The sequence below is a fragment of the Massilia sp. X63 genome, assembly GCF_041023745.1.
In the GTDB taxonomy this organism is placed as follows: Bacteria; Pseudomonadota; Gammaproteobacteria; order Burkholderiales; family Burkholderiaceae_D; genus Telluria.
Genome location: NZ_JBFTEF010000001.1, coordinates 213384 through 234032, shown reverse-complemented (window position 1 = coordinate 234032; position 20649 = coordinate 213384). Strand labels below are relative to the sequence as shown.

The 20649-nt window shown below is 67.7% G+C and carries 16 protein-coding genes; 8 read left to right on the top strand and 8 right to left on the bottom strand.

Annotation, left to right across the window (positions count from 1 at the left end; genetic code table 11):
- The 7 genes from AB3347_RS01085 (at nucleotide 1) to AB3347_RS01055 (ending at nucleotide 6377) form a co-directional block, all read left to right on the top strand.
- A complete protein-coding gene (locus tag AB3347_RS01085) occupies nucleotides 1-792 on the top strand; it encodes an ABC transporter ATP-binding protein (RefSeq protein WP_369089923.1) in 792 nt (263 codons plus the stop codon).
- Entirely contained in the window at nucleotides 764-1510 is a 747-nt protein-coding gene (locus AB3347_RS01080; RefSeq protein ID WP_369089922.1) for an ABC transporter ATP-binding protein, read from the top strand. The genes AB3347_RS01085 and AB3347_RS01080 overlap by 29 nt, the downstream gene beginning before the upstream one ends.
- An 8-nt stretch (nucleotides 1511-1518) precedes the next feature.
- On the top strand, nucleotides 1519-2559 hold the full coding sequence (locus tag AB3347_RS01075) for a branched-chain amino acid ABC transporter permease (RefSeq protein ID WP_369089921.1): 1041 nt from the start codon (nucleotides 1519-1521) through the stop codon (nucleotides 2557-2559).
- A gap of 5 nt (nucleotides 2560-2564) precedes the next feature.
- Nucleotides 2565-3644, top strand: a complete 1080-nt coding sequence (locus tag AB3347_RS01070; protein WP_369089920.1) for a branched-chain amino acid ABC transporter permease — start codon at nucleotides 2565-2567, stop codon at nucleotides 3642-3644.
- A 225-nt stretch (nucleotides 3645-3869) separates the two neighbouring features.
- The gene (locus tag AB3347_RS01065) at nucleotides 3870-4532 is read left to right on the top strand and encodes a choice-of-anchor J domain-containing protein (protein ID WP_369089919.1); all 663 of its coding nucleotides are present in this window, start codon (nucleotides 3870-3872) and stop codon (nucleotides 4530-4532) included.
- A 20-nt stretch (nucleotides 4533-4552) separates the two neighbouring features.
- Nucleotides 4553-4960 carry a hypothetical protein gene (locus tag AB3347_RS01060; protein WP_369089918.1) on the top strand — a complete coding sequence of 136 codons (408 nt, stop codon included), beginning with the start codon at nucleotides 4553-4555 and terminating at the stop codon, nucleotides 4958-4960.
- Nucleotides 4947-6377 (top strand): PA domain-containing protein, encoded by a 1431-nt coding sequence (locus tag AB3347_RS01055; protein ID WP_369089917.1) that lies wholly within the window; start codon nucleotides 4947-4949, stop codon nucleotides 6375-6377. The genes AB3347_RS01060 and AB3347_RS01055 overlap by 14 nt, the downstream gene beginning before the upstream one ends.
- Nucleotides 6378-6475: 98 nt before the next feature.
- Here the strand turns inward: AB3347_RS01055 and ppa are convergent, their stop codons facing one another.
- From ppa to hemC, 5 genes are all read right to left on the bottom strand, one after another.
- A complete protein-coding gene (gene ppa, locus AB3347_RS01050) occupies nucleotides 6476-7009 on the bottom strand; it encodes an inorganic diphosphatase (RefSeq protein ID WP_369089916.1) in 534 nt (177 codons plus the stop codon).
- 151 nt (nucleotides 7010-7160) lie between these two features.
- Nucleotides 7161-8357, bottom strand: coding sequence for a heme biosynthesis HemY N-terminal domain-containing protein (locus tag AB3347_RS01045; RefSeq protein ID WP_369089915.1), 1197 nt, complete (start codon nucleotides 8355-8357; stop codon nucleotides 7161-7163).
- Between the two features lies 1 nt (nucleotide 8358).
- A complete protein-coding gene (locus AB3347_RS01040; RefSeq protein WP_369089914.1) occupies nucleotides 8359-9471 on the bottom strand; it encodes a uroporphyrinogen-III C-methyltransferase in 1113 nt (370 codons plus the stop codon).
- The gene (locus tag AB3347_RS01035) at nucleotides 9468-10262 is read right to left on the bottom strand and encodes a uroporphyrinogen-III synthase (RefSeq protein WP_369089913.1); all 795 of its coding nucleotides are present in this window, start codon (nucleotides 10260-10262) and stop codon (nucleotides 9468-9470) included. The genes AB3347_RS01040 and AB3347_RS01035 overlap by 4 nt, the downstream gene beginning before the upstream one ends.
- Entirely contained in the window at nucleotides 10255-11250 is a 996-nt protein-coding gene (hemC, locus tag AB3347_RS01030; protein ID WP_369090505.1) for a hydroxymethylbilane synthase, read from the bottom strand. Before hemC ends, AB3347_RS01035 begins: the two co-directional genes overlap by 8 nt.
- 176 nt (nucleotides 11251-11426) lie before the next feature.
- Here hemC and ppc point away from each other — a divergent pair, with 176 nt between their 5' ends.
- Nucleotides 11427-14255 (top strand): phosphoenolpyruvate carboxylase, encoded by a 2829-nt coding sequence (ppc, locus tag AB3347_RS01025; protein WP_369089912.1) that lies wholly within the window; start codon nucleotides 11427-11429, stop codon nucleotides 14253-14255.
- Nucleotides 14256-14309: 54 nt separating this feature from the next.
- Here ppc and AB3347_RS01020 read toward each other — a convergent pair whose 3' ends face one another.
- The 3 genes from AB3347_RS01020 to rpoD form a co-directional block, all read right to left on the bottom strand.
- On the bottom strand, nucleotides 14310-16496 hold the full coding sequence (locus tag AB3347_RS01020; RefSeq protein ID WP_369089911.1) for a family 10 glycosylhydrolase: 2187 nt from the start codon (nucleotides 16494-16496) through the stop codon (nucleotides 14310-14312).
- A gap of 192 nt (nucleotides 16497-16688) precedes the next feature.
- Complete coding sequence (locus tag AB3347_RS01015; RefSeq protein ID WP_369089910.1) at nucleotides 16689-17483, bottom strand: transporter; 795 nt, start codon at nucleotides 17481-17483, stop codon at nucleotides 16689-16691.
- 123 nt (nucleotides 17484-17606) lie between these two features.
- Nucleotides 17607-20345 carry an RNA polymerase sigma factor RpoD gene (gene rpoD, locus AB3347_RS01010; protein WP_369089909.1) on the bottom strand — a complete coding sequence of 913 codons (2739 nt, stop codon included), beginning with the start codon at nucleotides 20343-20345 and terminating at the stop codon, nucleotides 17607-17609.
- Between the last annotated feature and the right edge of the window lie 304 nt (nucleotides 20346-20649).

Genomic DNA, 20649 nt, shown 5'->3' with positions numbered 1-20649 from the left:
ATGACCGCACAAGCATCCCCGCAGTCCGGCCTGCCTTCGCTGTCCACCCGCGACCTGACGATCCGCTTCGGCGGCCACGTCGCGGTGAACGCGGTCACGGCGGATTTCCATCCCGGCACCCTGACCGTCATCGTCGGTCCGAACGGCGCCGGCAAGACCACCTACTTCAACCTGGTGTCGGGCCAGCTGCCGGCCACCTCGGGCAGCGTGTTCGTGAACGGCCAGGACGTCACCCGCGCGGGCGCCGCCAAGCGCACCCGCCTCGGGATCGGCCGCGCCTTCCAGCTGACCAACCTGTTCCCGAACCTGACGGTGCTCGAGAACGTGCGCCTGGCGGTGCAGAGCCGCGCCGGCATGGGCCTGAACTTCTTCTCGATCTGGTCGAGCCATCGGGAACTGATCGCGCGCGCCGAGCATTACCTGGAGCGCGTGGCGCTGGCCGGGCGCCGCGAGGCCCTGGTGCGCACGCTGTCGCACGGCGACCAGCGCAAGCTCGAAGTGGCGATCCTGCTGGCGCTGGAACCGGACATCATGATGTTCGACGAACCGACCGCCGGCATGAGCGTCGACGAGGTGCCGGTGGTGCTCGACCTGATCCATGCGGTCAAGCTTGAACGCAACAAGACCGTGCTGCTAGTCGAGCACAAGATGGACGTGGTGCGCGCACTGGCCGACCGCATCGTCGTGCTGCACAACGGCACCCTGGTCGCGGACGGCAAGCCCGCGGAAGTCATGCAATCGAAGATCGTACAGGAAGCCTATCTTGGAACACCAGAACCAGCACACGCCTGAAGCCTTGCTGACGCTCGAGGGCGTGCATACCCACATCGGCCAGTACCACATCCTGCAGGGCGTGGACCTGGTGGTGCCGCGCGGGGGCCTGTCCATCCTGCTGGGCCGCAACGGCGCCGGCAAGACCACCACCCTGCGCACCATCATGGGCCTGTGGAAGGCCAGCGCCGGCGCGATCGTCTTCGACGGCCGCGACATCACGAAGATGGCCACGCCCGACATCGCCCGCCTGGGGATCGCCTATGTCCCGGAAAGCATGGCCGTGTTCTCGGACCTGACCGTGCGCGAGAACCTGTACCTGGCCGCGCGCAACGGTGCGCTGGACGAGCGCCGCGTCGACTGGATCTGCGGCTTCTTCCCGGCCCTGAAGAAGTTCTGGAACTACCCGGCCGGCAACCTCTCCGGCGGCCAGAAGCAGATGGTGGCGATCGCCCGCGCGATCGTCGAACCGCGCAAGCTGCTGCTGGTGGACGAACCGACCAAGGGCCTGGCCCCGGCCATCGTCGCCAGCCTGATGGCCGCCTTCCGCGAACTGAAGGACACCAGCACCACCATCCTGCTGGTAGAACAGAACTTCAACTTCGTCCGCTCGCTGGGCGACACGGTCGGCGTGATGGACGACGGCCGGGTCGTGCACGCCGGTTCCATGCCGCAGCTTGCCGCCGAAGAGGAACTGCAGCAGCGCCTGCTCGGCCTGTCGCTCGATTCACATCAATAGGACACACCATGAGTGCAACCCTTCCCCTTGCCGGCAAGGACACGTCGCAGCAGAGCGACGCGCCCTTGCCGAAGGCGCCGCGCGACATCGCGCCGCTGCTGCTGGTGCCGGCGCTGATGCTGGCCATGCTGCCGCTGGTCGGCAGCTTCCCCACCTGGGTCACCCTGACCGTCGCCGGCCTGGCGATGGGCATGATGATCTTCATCATGGCGAGCGGCCTGACACTCGTGTTCGGCCTGATGAGCGTGCTGAACTTCGGCCACGGCGCCTTCGTGTCGGTGGGCGCCTTCTCCGCCACCATGGTGCTGCTGCCGATGCAGGGCTGGCTCGAGATGGACTCGCTGCTGGTCAACCTGGGCGTGCTGGCGCTGGCCATCACGGTCGCGATGCTCGTCACCGCCCTCATGGGCTGGGCCTTCGAGCGCATCATCATCATGCCGGTCTACGGCCAGCACCTGAAGCAGATCCTGATCACGATGGGCGGCATGATCGTGGCCGAGCAGCTGATCCACGTGATCTGGGGCGCCGAGACCATCGCCCTGCCGCTGCCGACCGCGCTGCGCGGCGCCATCTTCCTGGGCGACGCGGCCATCGAGAAGTACCGCCTGGTGGCGGTGGTGGTCGGCCTGGTCGTGTTCGTGGGCATGTTCCTGACCCTGAACCGCACCAAGATCGGCCTGCTCATCCGCGCCGGCGTCGAGAACGGCGAGATGGTCGAAGCGCTCGGCTACCGCATCAAGCGCCTGTTCGTCACCGTGTTCGCGGCCGGTTCGGCGCTGGCCGGGATGGGCGGCGTGCTGTGGGGCCTGTACAAGGAGACCCTGACCGCCGCGATGGGCGGCGAGATCATGGTCATGATCTTCATCGTCATCATCATCGGCGGCCTCGGCTCCGTGGGCGGCTGCTTCATCGGCGCGCTCCTGATGGCGCTGGTGGCGAACTACGCCGGCTTCCTGGCGCCGAAAGTCGCGCTGGTCTCGAACATCATCCTGATGATCGCGATCCTGCTGTGGCGTCCGGCCGGCCTGTATTCGAAAACGAGGACTTGAACCAGATGCTGCACCGACTCCTATCCGCCGACATGCCGCGCAGCCGCCTGCTCGCAGCAAGCCTGCTCCTGATCCTGCTGGGACTGGCCTTCGCGCCCTTCCTGACCTCGGGCGCGCGCCCGCTCAACACCGCCGCCACCATCTGCGTCTACATCGTGCTGGTGGCCTCGTATGACCTGCTGCTGGGCTACACGGGCATCGTGTCCTTTGCCCACACCATGTTCTACGGCATCGGCGCCTACGGCATCGGCCTTGGCCTGGCGCGCGTCGACGAGGCGACCTGGAGCGCGGCCCTGGGCGGCCTCGGCATCGCCCTGCTGCTGGCCCTGCTGCTGGCCCTGGTGGTCGGCCTGTTCGCCCTGCGCGTGCGCGCCATCTTCTACACCATGATCACGCTGGCGGTGGCGTCCTCGTTCGCGGTGCTGGCCTCGCAGCTGTCCGACTTCACCGGCGGCGAGGACGGCATCACCTTCAGCGTGCCGGAAGTGCTCACCCCCGGCTTCACGCTGGTGGAGAACGAGGTGTTCGGCCGCGCGATCGACGGCAAGCTGCTGACCTACTACCTGGTGTTCTTCGGCTGCCTGCTGCTGTTCCTGTTCCTGCTGCGCCTGGTGAACTCGCCGTTCGGGCGGGTACTGCAGGCGATCCGCGAAAACGAGTTCCGCGCCGAGGCGCTGGGCTACCGCACCATGGTGTACCGGATCTGGGCCAACTGCCTGGCGGCGCTGGTGGCGGCCCTGGCCGGCGCCCTGATGGCCCTGTGGCTGCGCTACGTCGGCCCCAAGACCTCGCTCGGCTTCGAAGTGATGACCGACATCCTGCTGATCGTGGTCATCGGCGGCATGGGCACCATGTACGGCGCAGTGGTCGGCGCGGCGCTGTTCATCATCGCCCAGAACTACCTGAAGGAACTGATGGGTGCGGGTTCGGACGCCCTGGCCGGCGTGCCCCTGCTGGCGGCAGCCCTGCATCCGGACCGCTGGATGCTGTGGCTGGGCGTGCTGTTCATTCTGTCGATCTATTTCTTCCCTATCGGGATCGTCGGTAAGCTACGCCTGCGCAGTTTCATGGCACGACAGAAGTAAAGTTTAGCCACGGCATTACCCGACGGCCTCCCTTGCGGAGGCCGTTTTCTTTTCCCGACTTGGTTCCGTTCCTGCCCTTGAGCCGGGCCGTGCTGGCGATCAGGCGCCTTAAATAAACATCAATGTTCGTTATCTCCCTGCTCATACCATAAAAACAATTATGGCCTCGTCGTCAGCCAGCGCGAGCGGACCACCATCCATCTGGCTAAGTGTGAAAGGGGAATCATGAAACGACTTGCCTCGCTGTGCGGTACGGCACTCGTTGCCGCGGCCGCCTGGGCGCCACTGTCCAGCCACGCCGCAGTCGAAGTGCTCAATGAAGGCTTCAACAATGTCGACAGCCTGCCCGGCTGGGTCCAGCTCAACCTGAGCACGCCCCCCGGAGAAGGCTGGTTCCAGGGCAATGCCGGCGTGTTCGCCGCGCAGTCGGGCGCCGCCAACTCCTATGCCGGCGTCAACTTCCTGAGCGCGGCCAACGGCATCGGCATGGTCGACAACTGGCTGATCACGCCCACCCTGGCGCTGGGCGGGGTCACCACCCTCTCCTTCTACGTCAACAGCCAGGGCAGCAGCGCCTTCTCCGACCTGCTCGAAGTACGCTTCGCTTACGGGAGCACCGGCACCGGCCTCGACGCCTTCGATACCCTCCTGCTCACCGTCGGCGGCGAGGGCAACTTCCCCAGCCAGTGGCAGCAACTGACGGCCTCCTTCGACGCCGCCGGCGCCGGCCGCTTCGCCTTCCGCTACCTGGGCGAGGCCGACACGCTCGACTACGTCGGCATCGATTCCGTGCGGGTCGTCACCGCCGTGCCCGAGCCTTCCACCTACCTGATGCTGCTGGCCGGCCTCGGCGCCGTCGCGGCCAGCGCCCGCCGGCTGCGTCGATGAGCCCATGCCAGGAGAAGCCCATGTCCAGCCTTGAACTGATGTTCTTCCTGCCACTCGCCGCGCTGAGCCTGACCGCCGGCGCCGCCCAGGACGCCACCCCCGCGGCCCAGGGGCAAGGGATGGTCGTCGTGCGCGACGCCCAGACCGGCCAGCTGCGCACCCCGACCGCCGCCGAAATCCGCGCCCTGCAGCCGGCCGCGTCCGCCTCGATGACGGCGCAGTCCCAGCCCGCCATGGTCACCGGCCCGGGCGGGCGCCGCTCGGTACGCCTGGGCGAGCGCCACATGGTGTATTCGGTCGTCAAGCGCGACGGCGAAGGCAAGCTCGGCGAACAGTGCGTGCACGGTGTGCACGCCGCCGAACGCGCAACCAGCGGCGCTGCCGAACCGGCCGCCAAGCACGAGGAGCACCGCCATGAAAGCCGTTAAGACCTTCTGCCGGATGGCCGCCGCACTGGCGTTCGTGCTGGCCGGCGCAGGGGCAGCCCAGGCTGCCGCCACCATCGTCATCGTCAACCAGAACGCCCCGGGCGAGGGCTTCAACGACCCGACGCCGGCCACGCCGGTCGGCGGCAATACCGGCACCACGCTCGGCGAACAGCGCCTGGTCGCCTTCCAGCACGCCGCCAACATCTGGGGCAGTACGCTCGACAGCAGCGTGCCGATCCGCATCGGCGCCGCCTTCGTGCCGCTGGCCTGCACCGAGACCGGCGCCGTGCTCGGCGCGGCCGGCGCCTACGAGATCTGGACCGACTTCCCGAATGCCCCGCGCGCCAACACCTGGTACCCGTCGGCGCTGGCCAGCAAGCTGGCCGGCACCGACCTCACCGCCCCGACCGACCCGCACATCATCGCGCGCTTCAACTCCCGGCTCGGCCTGTTCCCGGACTGCCTGCCGGGCTCGGGCTTCTACCTGGGCCTGGACAAGCGTTTCGGCAACCAGATCGACCTGGTCACCGTCCTGCTGCACGAAATGGCGCACGGCCTCGGCTTCCAGACCTTCACCGACGACGAAACCGGACAGCAGTTCTTCGGCATCCCGTCGGTGTGGGACTACCACCTGGTGGACAACCGTAGCGAAACTCCCTGGGTCGCCATGACCGATGCCCAGCGCGCCGCCTCGGCCGTCACCTGGCGCGGCCTGTCCTGGGATGGTCCGAACGTGAATGCGGCGGTGCCGCGGGTGCTGGCGCCGCGCTCGAACCTGAACATCGGCGGGGCCAATGCGGGCGGGGCAGCCGGCAACTATTACGTGGGTGACGCCTCCTTCGGTCCGCCGGTCGGCAACCGGGCGGTGAGCGGGCAGCTGATGCCGGTGGTGGACCAGCCCGACGGCAGCGGCCTGGCCTGCACGCCGCTGGATACGAGCAATGCCCTGGCGGTGCGCAACAACATCGCCCTGGTCGACCGCGGCACCTGCGACTTCGTGACCAAGGCGCGCAACGCGCAGGCAGCCGGCGCGATCGGCATGGTCGTGGTGGACAACGTACCGGGCGACGTCGTCGGCCTGAGCGGCAACGATCCGCGCATCATGATTCCATCGGTGCGCATCACGCTGGCGGACGGCAGCACCATCCGGACGGCGCTGCAGCAGCGCTCGCGCGTGAAGTCGGGGGTCATCGCCACGCTGGCGCTCGATCGCACGCAGCTGGCCGGCACCGACCCGCGGCGCCGCATCCTGATGTACACGCCGAGCATCAATGCCCCGGGCTCTTCGGTATCGCACTACACCACCGAAGCCAAGCCCAACCAGCTCATGGAGCCAGCGATCAACGCCGACCTGCCGCACGTCGTCAGGCCGCCGCGCGACCTGACCTTCACGCTGCTGCGCGATATCGGCTGGTAGCGCGCAGGCGGAGCGCACAGCTTCGCCCTACCATGAAAAAAGCCGGCGCCCTGAACAGGCGCCGGCTTTCTCGCGTCATGCGGATGCGGGGATTATTCCTAGCCCTTGCGCTTGAACGCTTCGACGCCGCCCGTGATCTCGGCCTTGGCGGCTTCCGCGTCGGCCCAGCCTTCGATCTTGACCCACTTGCCCGGCTCGAGGTCCTTGTAGTGCTCGAAGAAGTGCTGGATCTGCTGCAGGCGCAGCTCTTCCAGGTCTTCCAGCTTCTGGATCTTCTTGTACATCGGCAGGACCTTCTCGACCGGCACGGCGATGACCTTGGCGTCGCCGCCGCCGTCATCGGTCATCTTCAGCACGCCCAGCGCGCGGCAGCGCACCACCACACCCGGCGGCAGCGGGAACGGGGTGATCACCAGCACGTCGCACGGGTCGCCGTCGTCGGCGATGGTCTGCGGCACGTAGCCGTAGTTGCACGGATAGTGCATGGCGGTACCCATGAAGCGGTCGACGAAGATCGCGCCGCTGTCCTTGTCGACCTCGTACTTGACCGGGTCGGCGTTCATCGGGATCTCGATGATGACGTTGAAGTCGTTCGGCACGTCTTTGCCGGCTGGGACGTTATTCAGGCTCATGGAATTCCTTGGTTGCTGAAGTTTCAATAAAGTGCGTCATTATAGCGAATGCGGCATGCGGATGTCGCCCCTGGCGCGGGATGCCGCGCCACGACGCAGCTGCGATTCGAGCGCGGACGGCACGGCTGCCCACCCTGCGACAAGCCGCCCGTCAAAAGATGCTTGCCAGCGCACACTGGCGATAGTGATTCGCCGCTTCCTGCTCCTGCCCCAGCGCCTCGTGCATCTGGGCCAGCTTCAGGTGCGCCTCGCGCACCATTGGCGCCTCGGTGGCGTCCGACAGCGCCTGCTCCAGGTAGCGCTGGGCCTTGCCCCACAATTTCTGCCTGAGGCAGAGCGAACCCAGGGTCAGCGCCAGCTCGGCGTCCAGCGGGCGCTCCTTGAGCCAGGCTTCGCAATGCTCGATCTGGGCCAGCAGGGTCGGCGAGCCGGCCGGGCCGGCGGCCTCGCGGTAGGCGCGCACCACGCGCTCGTCCCAGTTCGCCTTGAGCGCTTCCTCGGCGATGGCGCGCGCCTCGTCGTGCAGGCCGCGCGCATTGAAGGCGCCGGCGGCGCGCGCCGCGATGGTGGGAACCTGGCGGTCGGCCTGCGGAACCCCGGCCCAGACGCGGCGGATCGATTCGGCGTCGTGGCCCTGCTCGCTCAGCAGCGCCTCGTAGGCCAGTTCGCGCAGGCGGCTCGAGAGCGCCGGGTGCAGGGCCTTGCGCTTGTCGAGGATGCGCACCAGGCGCAGCACTTCGGGCCAGTTGCGCGCCTGCTGGTGGGCCTTCATCGACCATTGCAGGGCGTGGATGTGGCGCTGGCCGCTGGCGTTCAGCTCGGCGACGGCCTCGAGCGCGGCTTCCGGCTGGTGGTCGTCGACCAGCAGCTCGGTCACGGTCATCAGGCGCGCGGTCTTGAGCGTGTTGTCGTGCGCGATCCCGGCCAGCCAGGCGTCGCGCCTGCCTGGTTCGCGCATGCGGTGCGCGGCCCTGGCGCCGATCAGCGCGGCCAGGCCGGCGTTCTCGGGCAGCTCGGCGGCGCGCATGGCGGCCTTCTCGGCGTGACCGAAGCGGCCTTCGAACAAGGCCTTGAGCGCGTCGCGCAAGCCCTTGTTGCCTTCGCGCTCGCGCTTGCGCTGGCGGTAGGCGGCCACGCGCTCGGGCATCTTGAGGGTCGACTTCAGCGTCCGCACCAGCACGTACACCAGCGCGAACAGCAGCACCAGCAGCACCACGAACAGGTTGAGCGACATGTCCAGCCGGTGCGGCGGGTAGAACAGCACCACGTTGCCCGGGTTGAAGCGCGCCGTCACGGCAATGCCGATGGCCGCGGCCATCAGGGCGACTAACCAGAGAAGGAGCCGCATCTTATTGCTTCGCCTTGTAGTTGCGCACCGCGTTCAGGCTCTCCGAGAGGGTCGGCATCTCGATCGTCAGGTTGTTCGCCTGCACCTGGCGCAGCGCGGCCTGGGCCGACTGGGTGGCGCGGGCGCGCGTGTCGAAATACTTGAGCAGGATGGTCTGGCTACTGGCCAGGTCGTCGCGGAAGGTCGCCTCGTTGCGCGACAGCAGCGCCAGGCGCGCGTTCAGCAGGCGCAGCTTGAGGTTCTCGCGCACGAAGAAGGATTCGTTGGGCGAGAGCATCAGCGCTTCCGGCGTGTCGACGCTGCGTACGCGCACCAGCTGGCGCACGTCGTCCCACATCTCCTGGCTCCAGTTGCGCCAGGTCTGGGTCATGCGCTGGCCCAGGCTCAGGTTTTCGTGCGCGACCTGGTCCTGCTTGCGGGTCGAACGCACCGGCGCGGCCGGCAGCAGCGGCTTCTCGTCGGACAGCATCGGCAGCGTGTCCACCTGGGCGATCACGTTGTCCAGGCGCAGCGCGACGCCGGCCAGGTCGACCGCCGGCATCGCCTTCAGGCGCTCGATGTCGGCGCCGATCGCGCGGCGGATGTTCAGGAATTGCGGCTTGTCCGAACGGCCCAGCGAACGGTCGGCGTTCTGCAGGGCGATCAGGGCGCCCTGCACGTTGCCGGCCAGCTGCAGCTGCTGGCTGGCAGTGTTCAAGACCTGCTCGATCTCGGTCAGCGCCCATTCGTCGCGGTTCTTCGACAGGTCCTGGTAGAGCTGTTCCAGCGCCAGCTGCTGGGTCTGGGCTTCGGACTGGCGGCTTTCCAGCACGCCTACCTTGATCTGCAGCTCCTTGGACGTGTCCGCCACCTCGCGCGCCAGCGCCGCGGTTTCCGCGTTCACGGCATTGCCCTTCTGCAGGCTTTGCGCCATGTCGCGGCGCAAGGTATTGATGCGGCTGTGCGAGGTCCAGGTCTGCACCGCCAGCAGCAGGGCCAGGATGGCGACCGCGGCCGGCAGCGGACGCTGCAGCGCGTGGAACAGGCCCTGCGCCGCCGACGGACGTGCCGGCCCCTTCTGGACCGTCACGCTGCCCGGAGGATTCTGTTCTGGATGTTGTGCTTGTTCGTTCATTCTGAGATTGTAACCCGGCAAGAAGGGTTGCAAAGGGCTGCCAGCAGGCGTGCATCGCCGGAACCGGTCAGGGTGACCTGGACGCAGCCCAGCGCGCGTGCCGTCTCGGCAATACGGGCGTGGGGAACGATCAGGTGCTGGGCCTGCAGGCGGTGCAGCCCGTCCACCGGATCGAGCTCGGCGACCAGTCCGGCCAGCCCGCGCAGCGCTTCGGAACTCGTGATTATCCAGTCGTTTGGCTGCGCCAGCAAGGCGGACAGCTCGGCCGCCAGCGCATCGTCCAGCACCGGCACGCTGCGGCGGTAGGCGGCCACCGCGTCGACCCGGGCGCCGGCGGCCCGGAAGGTGTCGGCCATCAGCTCGCGCCCGCTCTCGCCGCGCACGATCAGCACGCGGCGGCCGGCGAACGCGTCCAGGTCGAGGCTGGCCAGCAGGTGTTCTGAATCGCTCGCGACTGGGTCGGGCGGGCAGTGGATGGTGGCGTTCTCTGGCGTGACGCCATGGCGCGCCAGCGCCGCGCGGCTGCCCTCGCCCACCACGCCGATCGGCACGCCGGACGGCCAGCCGGCCAGGCAGGCAAACGCGGCATCGACCGCGTTCGGCGACACGAAGGCAACCAGCGCATACGCGTCCAGGTCGGCCAGCGCCGCGCGCAAGGCCGAGGTATCCGCGAGCGGCGCGATCTCGAGCAGCGGCAGCACCACGGCGCGGCGTCCAAGCGCGCCCACGGCCTGCGCCAGGGCTTGGGCCTGGGCACGCGGCCGGGTGATGACGACTGCCCGCTCAGGCATCCTGTGCGGGCGCCCCGGCCGGCGCCGGCGCGGCGTCCGCCTCGGCGGCTTCCTGCTTGCACACCGCGAGGATCGCATGCGCATCCTGGTCTTCGAGCAGGATCGACACCTGTTCGCCCAGGAATTCCGGATGCTCCCACGAGCCCGCCACTTCGGCGCGGGCGGTGCGCTGGCCGTCCGGAGTCGCGACCATCGCGCGCAGGCGCATGGTGGTTCCGGACACGGTGGCGAAGGCGGCCAGCGGGATCTGGCAGCTGCCGCCGAAAATCTTCGACACCTTGCGCTCGGCCGCCACGGCGCGGAAGGTCGCGTCGTGGTTCAGCGGGGCCAGCAGCGCGCGCAGGTCGACGCCGTCGCTGCGGGCGGCGCTGGCGATCTCGATCGCCATCGCGCCCTGCCCGGCCGCCGGCAGGCTGTCCTCGGGCTCGAGCAGCGCGCGGATGCGCTGCGGCAGGCCGAGGCGCTTGAGGCCGGCGGCCGCCAGGATGATGGCGGCGTAGTCGCCCCGGTCGAGCTTGCCCAGGCGGGTGTCGAGGTTGCCGCGCAGCGGCTTGATCACCAGCTGCGGATAGCGCGCCGCGATCAGGGCCTGGCGGCGCAGGCTGCTGGTGCCGACGATGCTGCCTGCCGGCAGTTCGGCCAGGCTGGCGTAGTCGTTCGACACGAAGGCGTCGCGCGGGTCTTCGCGCTCGAGCACGGCGGCCAGCTCGAAGCCTTCCGGCAGCTCCATCGGCACGTCCTTGAGCGAATGCACGGCCAGGTCGGCGCGGCCTTCGGCCATCGCCACTTCCAGCTCCTTGACGAACAGGCCCTTGCCGCCTACTTTTGAGAGGGCGCGGTCGAGGATCTGGTCGCCCCGTGTTGTCATTCCGAGAATTTCGACACTGCACTGCGGATATAATGCGGCGAGACGGGCACGCACATGTTCCGCCTGCCACATGGCCAGGCGGCTTTCGCGGGATGCGATAATGAGCTTTTGAGGCGTCAGTTTCGCGGGCGCTTCCTGCGCCGATTCATTTGCTTTCAACACGGATTCTTTCACTGTCATCTAGCCCACCAGGACGATGCCGGTTCCCGGCCCTTGCTCAAGATCACAAATTTTAGCATGGGCCTCTTGCAGACGATGGCCAACCGCCATGCACTAACAATTTACTTGTGGTCGATATGGATAATCCTGCTGCACCAGATACCCCTGCACCATCACCTGTCCAAGCCGCCGGCGACAAGGACGCGCCACTGAAAGAAGACATCCGCCTGCTCGGCCGCCTGCTCGGCGACGTGTTGCGCGAACAGGAAGGCGAAGCCGTGTTCGAGGTCGTCGAGACCGTGCGCCAGACCGCGGTGCGCTTCCGCCGCGACGCCGATCCGGTGGCCGGCGAGGAGCTCACCACCCTGCTGCACCGGCTCACGCGCGACCAGACCATCTCGGTGGTGCGCGCCTTCTCGTATTTCTCGCACCTGGCCAACATCGCCGAGGACCAGCACCACGTGCGCCGCCGCCGCGCCCACCTGATGCGCGGCGCCGCGCCGCGCCAGGGCAGCGTGGCCCACGCCCTGTGCAAGCTGCGCGACGCCGGCGTGCCGCAGGACGTGGTCGAGGACTTCTTCAAGGACGCCCTGATCTCGCCGGTGCTCACCGCCCACCCGACCGAAGTGCAGCGCAAGAGCATCCTCGACGCCGAGCACGACATCGCGCGCCTGCTGGCCGAGCGCGACCTCGGCCTGACGCCGAAGGAGTTCAAGCGCAACACCCAGCTGCTGCAGGCCCGCATCGCCACCCTGTGGCAGACGCGCATGCTGCGCTACTCCAAGCTGACCGTGGCCGACGAGATCGACAACGCGCTGTCCTACTACCGCATCACCTTCCTGCGCGAAGTGCCGGGGCTGTACGACGACATCGAGGAAGAGATCGCCACGCACTATGCAGGCGAGATGTCCGGCAAGCGCGTCGAACTGGGCAAGGCCCAGTACCTGCAGATGGGCAGCTGGATCGGCGGCGACCGCGACGGCAACCCGAACGTCAACGCCGACACCATGCGCCACGCGCTGGTGCGCCAGTCGACCACCATCCTCGACTTCTACCTGGAAGAAGTGCATGCGCTGGGCGCCGAGCTGTCGACCTCGACGCTGCTGGTGCCGGTGACGCCGCAGATGCAGGCGCTGGCCGACGCCTCGGTCGACAACTCGCCGCACCGCAGCGACGAACCGTATCGCCGCGCCCTGATCGGCATCTACGCCCGCCTTGCAGCCACCGCGCGCGAGCTGGGCGTCGGCCACATCCTGCGCAAGGAAGTCGGCGAAGCCCCGCCCTACCTCGACGCCGGCCTGTTCGCGGCCGACCTCGAGGTGCTGGCCGAATCGCTTCGCGCCAACCACGGCGCCGTGCTGGTCGAGCCGCGCCTGGCCGGCCTGACCCGCGCCGCGCGCATCTTCGGCTTCCACCTGGCCTCGCTCGACATGCGCCAGAGCTCGGACGTGCACGAGCGCGTGCTGGGCGAGCTGTTCGCGCGCGCCGGAGGCGAAGCCGATTACGCCGCCCTGTCCGAAGAACGCAAGGTCGCGCTGCTGCTGGCCGAACTGGCGCAGCCGCGCCCCCTGTACTCGCCCTACGAGAGCTATTCGGACGAGACCAATTCCGAACTGGCGATCCTGCGCGCCGCGCGCGAGATCCGCCTGCGCTACGGCAGCCGCGCGATCCGCAACTACATCATCTCGCACACCGAGACGGTATCGGACCTGCTCGAAGTGCTGCTGCTGCAGAAAGAGACTGGCCTGATGCGCGTGTCCTCGGGCAGCAGCGACGTCATGGTGATCCCGCTGTTCGAGACCATCCCCGACCTGCAGCGCGCCAGCGCCATCATGGACGAATGGATGTCGATCCCGCTGGTCTCCAGCATCGTCGAGAAGCAGGGCCGGCTGCAGGAAGTCATGCTCGGCTACTCGGACTCGAACAAGGACGGCGGCTTCCTGACCTCGAACTGGGAGCTGTACCAGGCCGAGCTGAAACTGGTCGACGTGTTCGCCGCCAAGGGCGTCAAGCTGCGCTTGTTCCACGGCCGCGGCGGCACCGTCGGACGCGGCGGCGGCCCGAGCTACGATGCGATCCGGGCCCAGCCGCCGGGCACCGTCAACGGCCAGATCCGCCTGACCGAACAGGGCGAGATCATCGCCTCGAAGTTCTCGAATCCGGAGATCGGCCGGCGCAACCTCGAGCTGCTGGTGGCGGCGACGCTGGAAGCGAGCCTGAGCCCGCGTCCGGCGGACGACATCAGCAACGGCAAGCTGGCCCGCTTCGAAGCCGTGATGGCCGAGCTGTCCGAACGCGCCTACCGGGCCTACCGCAACCTGGTGTACGAGACCCCGGGCTTCACCGACTACTTCTTCAGCGCCACCCCGATCGCCGAGATCGCCGAACTGAACCTCGGTTCGCGCCCCGCCTCGCGCAAGTCGACGCGCCGCATCGAAGACCTGCGCGCGATTCCCTGGGGCTTCTCGTGGGGCCAGTGCCGCCTGCTGCTGCCGGGCTGGTACGGCTTCGGCGCCGCGGTCAGCGGCTGGCTGGCGGACGGCGACCGCGACGAGCGCCTGGCGCTGCTGCGCGAGATGCACCGCGACTGGCCCTTCTTCGCCACGCTGCTGTCGAACATGGACATGGTGCTGGCCAAGACCGACCTGGCGATCGCCTCGCGCTACGCCGAACTGGTGGCGGACCCGGGGCTGCGCGAACGGATCTTCCGTCGCATCACCGCGGAGCACGGCGAGACGCTGCGCTGCCTGGAAGCGGTGACCGGGGCGGGCGAGCGGCTGGCGGGCAATCCGCTGCTGGCGCGCTCGATCCAGAACCGCTTCGCCTATCTCGACCCGCTGAACCACCTGCAGGTGGAGCTGATCCACCGCCGCCGCAAGCTGGGCGACAATGCGGACCCGCGGGTGCACCGCGGGATCCACCTGTCGATCAACGGCGTGGCGGCGGGCTTGCGCAATACGGGCTAGGGCACACCGATGCCCAAGGCAGGGTGGCCGGCTTCGCCGACCACCCTACGACCATCAGCCCGCGCACGCCCCCAGCACACTCCCCTTCTTCAGGAAAGCCGGCACCGCATTCGGCGCCACGCACAGTTGCGCGCCCGGATTGCCGGCGCTGCCGGTCTGGTTACACACCATCACCTTGCCCGCGCCGCAGCGCGCGTCGATCACGTTCACCGTGGCGCTGGCCTGCGCGAAGCAGCTTTCCGGGCTGGCCGCCTGCGCCGTGAAGCGGTAGCTGCCCGCGGCAAGCGGCGTGAAGCTGGTGACCGCGCCGCTGGTGGCCGACAGGCCGCCCGCCGGGCTCCAGGTAAAGGTCGAGCTGCCCGCCGCATCGCTGGCGCTCAGCGTCACGCTCTGCGGGCCGTAACCCAGCGTGATCGTATTGCCGGCTTCGCCGGTGCCGCCGGTGACGCTGATCGACGGCTGCGGCAGATGGCCCAGCACCTGTACCGTTCCCTCGGCGCTGGCGCTGTTGCCGCCCTTGTCGACCGCCGTCAGGACCACCTTCTGCGCGCCGACATCAAGGCACGAGAAGCTGGTGCGCGAGGCGCTCAGCGATTCCACGCCCCAGTTGTCGCTGGTGCCGCCATCCAGCTCGCCCGGGGCGATCGCGGCGCTGCCGTTGGCAAGCGTCACCGACACGGCGCGGGTGCGCACGCTGGGGGCCTCGAAGTCGTTGCTCACCGTGTTGGCGCGCGCGCTCTCCACGCTCAGGCGGTTCAGCGCGGTCACGGTGTAGTAGTAATACTGGCCGGCGCCGACGCCCTTGTCGGCGAAGACGGGGGTGGCGGTATCGGTGACGCTCAACAGGTTGGCAGGATTCTCCAGGTCCATCTCGCGCTCGCTGGAACGGTAGATGGCGTACTTGCGGGTCTTCTCGAGTTCGTCGGCGCTGTCCGGCGCCGCCGCCCACGCCAGCTGCACCGCGTTGTCCTCGCCCGCGCCGGCGCTCAGCTGGGCCGGCGCGGCCGGCGCCTGCGTGCCCTTCCAGGCCATCACCGGCAGCAGCGCGGGGCGCGCATAGGTGGCGTTCTTCAGCGCGCTGCGGTAGCCCAGGGCGTCGCCCTGCAGGAAGGCATGGCGGAAGTGGATCTGGCCCGAGATGTTGGCGTGCGCCCGGTTCAGCGCGATCTGGTTGTTGATCTCGTTCGGACTGGTCCAGCCGGCGGTATTCATCTTGTAGTCGGCCAGGCCGATGTACATGTGGCGCTCGTAGGCGTTGTCGTTCCACCACGGCACCAGCAGCTTGTAGTCCGAGCCGGCCTGGCCGATGTACCAGTAGACCTGCGGCGCCAGGTAATCCACCCAGCCCTGCTGGATCCACTTGCGGGTGTCGGCGAACATCGTGCTGTAGTGCTGCGAGGCGCCGCTCGAGGTCGGCGATCCGACCGCCGGATCGGTGCTGCTGCGGTAGATGCCGGACGGCGAGACGCCGAACTTCACCCAGGGCTTGGCGGCGCGGATGCTGTCGTTGACGCGCGCGATCAGCATGTTGATGTTGTCGCGGCGCCAGTCGGCGCGTCCGGCGGTGGTGTTCGGGAAGCCGCGCGGGTCGGCGTTGTAGGCATCGTCGTCGGCAATGGTGCCGGACGGGTAGAAATAGTCGTCGAAGTGCAGGCCGTCGATGTCGTAGCGGTTGACGATGTCCATGATCACGCCCACCACATGGTCGCGCACCGCGGGCAGGCCCGGGTTCAGGATCTTCACGCTGCCGACCGTCAGCATCCACTCCGGGTGCGCGCGCGACACGTGGTTGGGCGCGTACATCGCGGTGTTGCCCTGGTTGGCGGCGGTGGCCACCGCGCGGTAGGGATTGATCCAGGCGTGGAATTCCATGCCGCGCTTGCGCGTCTCGTCGATCGCGAACTGCAGCGGGTCCCAGGCCGGGCTCGGCGCGCTGCCCTGCTGGTTGGTCAGGTAATAGGACCAGGGTTCGAGATCGCTCGGATACATGGCGTCGGCCTGGCTGCGCACCTGCAGGAAGGCGGCGTTCATGCCGGTCGCCTTGTTGTGGTCGAGGATCGCCCTGAGCTTGGACTGCTGCACGGCCGGGGTATCGAGGCGGCTCGGCCAGTCCAGGCTGATGTGGGTGCTGATCCACACGCCGCGCAGTTCGCGCTTGGGCGCGGGCTGCACGTCGGTCTGGGCGTGGACATGGGAAGCGGCCAGCATCGCGGCTGCCGCTGCAAGCAAAAGTTTTTTCATGTTGTTGTCTTTTTTTGCGGGTTGACGTGAACGCACCAGAGGAGCGCTGGTGGCGGTCCCCGACGCCTCTCCACGCGCCAGTGTGTTGCCATCCGCGAAGCAGAGTACGCTGGAGCAATTTTGACAACAAATGAAATTCGGAACAGGCCGCATAACCGCGATACATGGCTCGCGGCCGCCGCCCTGGCCGCGTCAGCGCCGGATCGACAGGCCGATGGTGAAGGCGATATCCGGGGTGCGGCTATTGAGTCCGCGCGACAGCATGGCGTCGAGCTGCACGTCCTTCGACAGCAGGTAGGCGGCGCCGACGTCGAAGCTGGCCTCGGTGCCGCCATGTTTGCCGCGCGCGATACGCGGCAGCGCCACTTCGACCAGGCCGCGCAGGCGCTCGCCGAATGCTTTCTCCGCCACGATCCCGAAGATGCCATAGCGGTAGCGGCCAGCGCCGGGGCCACTACGGTCGCGGTCGATGCCGATGCCCGGCATGACGCCCAGCGTCACCTCGTTCGGCAGCTCCCACTCGGCGGCCACGCGCAGCGACGGACGCACGCCCTCGCCACGGAAGGCACGCGAACCGCTGGCGAATTCCGATGCCAGGTGGACGCCGACCGAGGGACGGCCGCCCTGTGCGTCCAGCGCATGCCAGCTGAGGCCGAGCGCGGTATCGCCATAGCCGGCCTGGGTAACGCGCTGGCCGTCTTCCCTGCCGTGGCGGACCATGCGGCCGTCGGTCTCGATCCGCAGCTCGAGGGTGTCGGAAACGCCGATGCGCAACAGGGTCGGTGTCGACAGGGTGCGCTCGCGCCCTTCTTCATTGCGGTCGCGCTCGTAAAGAGCGCTGGTCTCCAGTTGCACCCGCCCCTTGCCCACCACCTTGCTCGACTCGACGAAGTCGGGACGGTCGGCCTCGATGCTGTCCTGGTCCTGGGCATGGGCCGTGGCGGCACACAGGGCGACGGCGGCAGCGAAAGCGTGGGCGAGTTTCATGGTTGGGCGTGAACGTAATAATATTATCGAAAAGATAATGCAAGCGCGGCATCCGGGTCGCACGAGACGAAAAAAATGCCGTCCAGCGCAGGCTGAACGGCATTTTTTACCAGCTGGTAAAAATTACTGGTTGTGCAGGAAGGTCTTCAGCTTGTCCGAACGCGAAGGCTGGCGCAGCTTGCTCATCGCCTTGGCTTCGATCTGGCGGATACGCTCGCGGGTGACGTCGAACTGCTTGCCGACTTCTTCCAGCGTGTGGTCGTTCGACATCTCGACGCCGTAGCGCATGCGCAACACCTTCGCTTCGCGCGGGGTCAGCGAGTCCAGCACTTCCTTGATCACGTTGCGCATCGAGGCGTGCAGCGCGGCGTCCAGCGGCGCCAGGGTGGCGTTGTCCTCGATGAAGTCGCCCAGCTGCGAATCGCCGTCCTCGCCCATCGGGGTTTCCATCGAAATCGGCTCTTTCGCGATCTTCATGATCTCGCGAACCTTGTTCTCTGGCATTTCCATCTTGGCGGCCAGGGTCGGCAGGTCCGGCTCGCTGCCGGTTTCCTGCATGATCTGGCGCGAGATGCGGTTCATCTTGTTGATCGTCTCGATCATGTGCACCGGCACGCGGATGGTGCGGGCCATGTCCGCGATCGAGCGCGTGATCGCCTGGCGAATCCACCAGGTCGCGTAGGTCGAGAATTTATAACCGCGGCGGTATTCGAACTTGTCCACCGCCTTCAGCAGACCGATGTTGCCTTCCTGGATCAGGTCGAGGAATTGCAGGCCGCGGTTGATGTATTTCTTCGCGATCGAGATCACCAGGCGCAGGTTGGCTACCGTCATTTCACGCTTGGCCTGGCGTGCGCGCTTCTCGCCCGCCGCCATCTGCTTGTTGATGCGGCGCAGGTCGGCCAGCGGCAGCGCCACGCGCGCCTGCAGGTCGATCATGCGCTGCTGCAGCTCCTTGATCGCCGGCAGATTACGGCTCAGCACCGCGCTGTACGGATAGGCGCAATCGACTTCGCGATCGCCCCATTGCAGGTCGGTCTCGTTGCCCGGGAAGACCTTGATGAAGTGGGCGCGCGGCATGCCGCAGCGGTTCACGCAGATGTCCAGCACGGCGCGCTCGATCGAACGCACTTCGTCCATCTGGCCGCGCAGGGTGTCGCACAGCTTTTCCACGATCTTGGCGGTGAAGCGGATGCCCAGCAGCTCGTTCGAGATGATGGCCTGGGCCGCTTCGTACTCGCTTGACCCGTAGCCGCTGGTCTTGAAGGCGTGGCCCATGCGGTCGAACTGCTTTTCGATCAGGGCGAATTTCTCGAGCGCGCTCTTGCGCAGCTGTACCAGCTGCTCGGTCGAGTAGCCGGCCGCGCCGCCGCCGACGGCGCCGTCTTCTTCCTCTTCCTCGACTTCCTCTTCTTCTTCCTCGTCGTCGCTGGCACGCGACGCAGAGGCGGCAGGCACCGGCGCGGCGTCGTTCAGGTCGACGAAGCCGTCCACCACGTCGTCGATCTTCATTTCGTCCGAGGCGATCTTGTGCGACAGCGCGATGATTTCCGAGATCGTTGTCGGGCAGGCCGAAATCGCCTGCACCATGTCCTTCAGGCCTTCCTCGATGCGCTTGGCGATCTCGATCTCGCCTTCGCGCGTCAGCAGCGACACCGCGCCCATTTCACGCATGTACATGCGGACCGGGTCGGTGGTGCGGCCGAAGTCGGAATCGACGGTCGACAGCGCGGTGGCGGCAGCCGCCTCCACTTCGTCGTCGCTGGTCGCGGTCGGCACGTTATCCGACAGCAGCATCATTTCGGCTTCCGGGGCACGCTCGTAGATCGCGATGCCCATGTCGTTGAAGGTCGCGATGATGCCTTCGATCGCTTCCGGATCGACGATGTTTTCCGGCAGCTGGTCGTTGATCTGGGCATGGGTCAGGTAGCCGCGCTCCTTGCCCATGTTGATCAGGTTCTTGATCTGCTGGCGGCGCTTTTCCAGTTCCGCTTCCGAGAAACCGCTCTCGCCGCCCAGCACGCCGGCCAGGCCCTTGGCCTTGCGCTCGCGCAGCTTCGAGGCGACCTTCATTTCGGCGCGCTCGACCGCGTTCAGTGCGGCGACTTCGTCGTTTTCCGGCACAAACTCGCTCGGCTTGCGGCCGCGGCGGCCCGGAACCTTTACTTGCGGCAGCAGGTAGCCCGAGGTATCGATCGCGGCCAGCGCGGCGGCATCGGTGGTGGCGCTGACGGTGCCCACGGCGGTCGGCGCCGGCAGTGCATTCGCGTCGGTGCGGCGGGTGCGGGTGCGCACCTTCGGAGCGGCGGCCGGGGCCGGCTCGGCGGCGGCTTGCGCCACCGCAGCGACCGGCGCCGGCGCGGCGACCGGCGCCGCCACCACGGCCGGCGCTTCGGCGGCTTTCAGCGCCGCCAGCTTCGAGCTGCGCTTGCGCACCACCACGGTTGCCGCGGCGTTCGGCACGGCGGCCGTGTAGTCCTCGAAGGGCGCCGGCTCGGCTGCCGGCGCCGGTGCGGCTGCCACCGGGGCCTCGACCGCCGCCACAGGCGCAGGCGCCGCGGCGACCGGTGCGACCGGTTCAGCGGCCGCGACCGCGACCGCTTCGGCGACCGGCTCGGCCGCGGCCGGCGCATCCAGCAGTGCGTCGTTGGCGGCGCCTTCCGCGTCCGCCGGCACCTGCTCGGCTTCCAGCGCGGCCTTGGCCGACGCCAGGCGCGAACGGGTCTTCACCACCGTCACCTTGGCCGCCGCTTCCGTCTCGAGGAAGTAGGAGGTCGCGGTTTTCGGCACTGCCAGCTGTGCCGTTGCCTTGGCGGGCGCTTTTTTGGCGGTCAGTGTCAGTGTCTTGGCGGTGTTTTTCATAGTGAAACTCTCTCCTGGCGAGGCGTACGGCGGCCTGCGAATCAATGTCAGCGGGACCCGCGCGCGGGTCCGGTGTGGGTTTGGGGACGCGGAAGTGGCCCTACCTGAGGGCGGACACGCGGACTTCAAGCACGCATTCCCCCGGTCGGCCTGCGATCCCGGCGCAGCGGCAGCGGACTAAGGAGGAATGGACGGTGTTTAAAATCACGGTGTGCATGTCGGAACGAAAAAAAGCCCGTCGGGTGAAACGGGCTTGCATCTCATGTTCAGGGAAGAACAGAAGGAGGCGATATTATGCCGCATT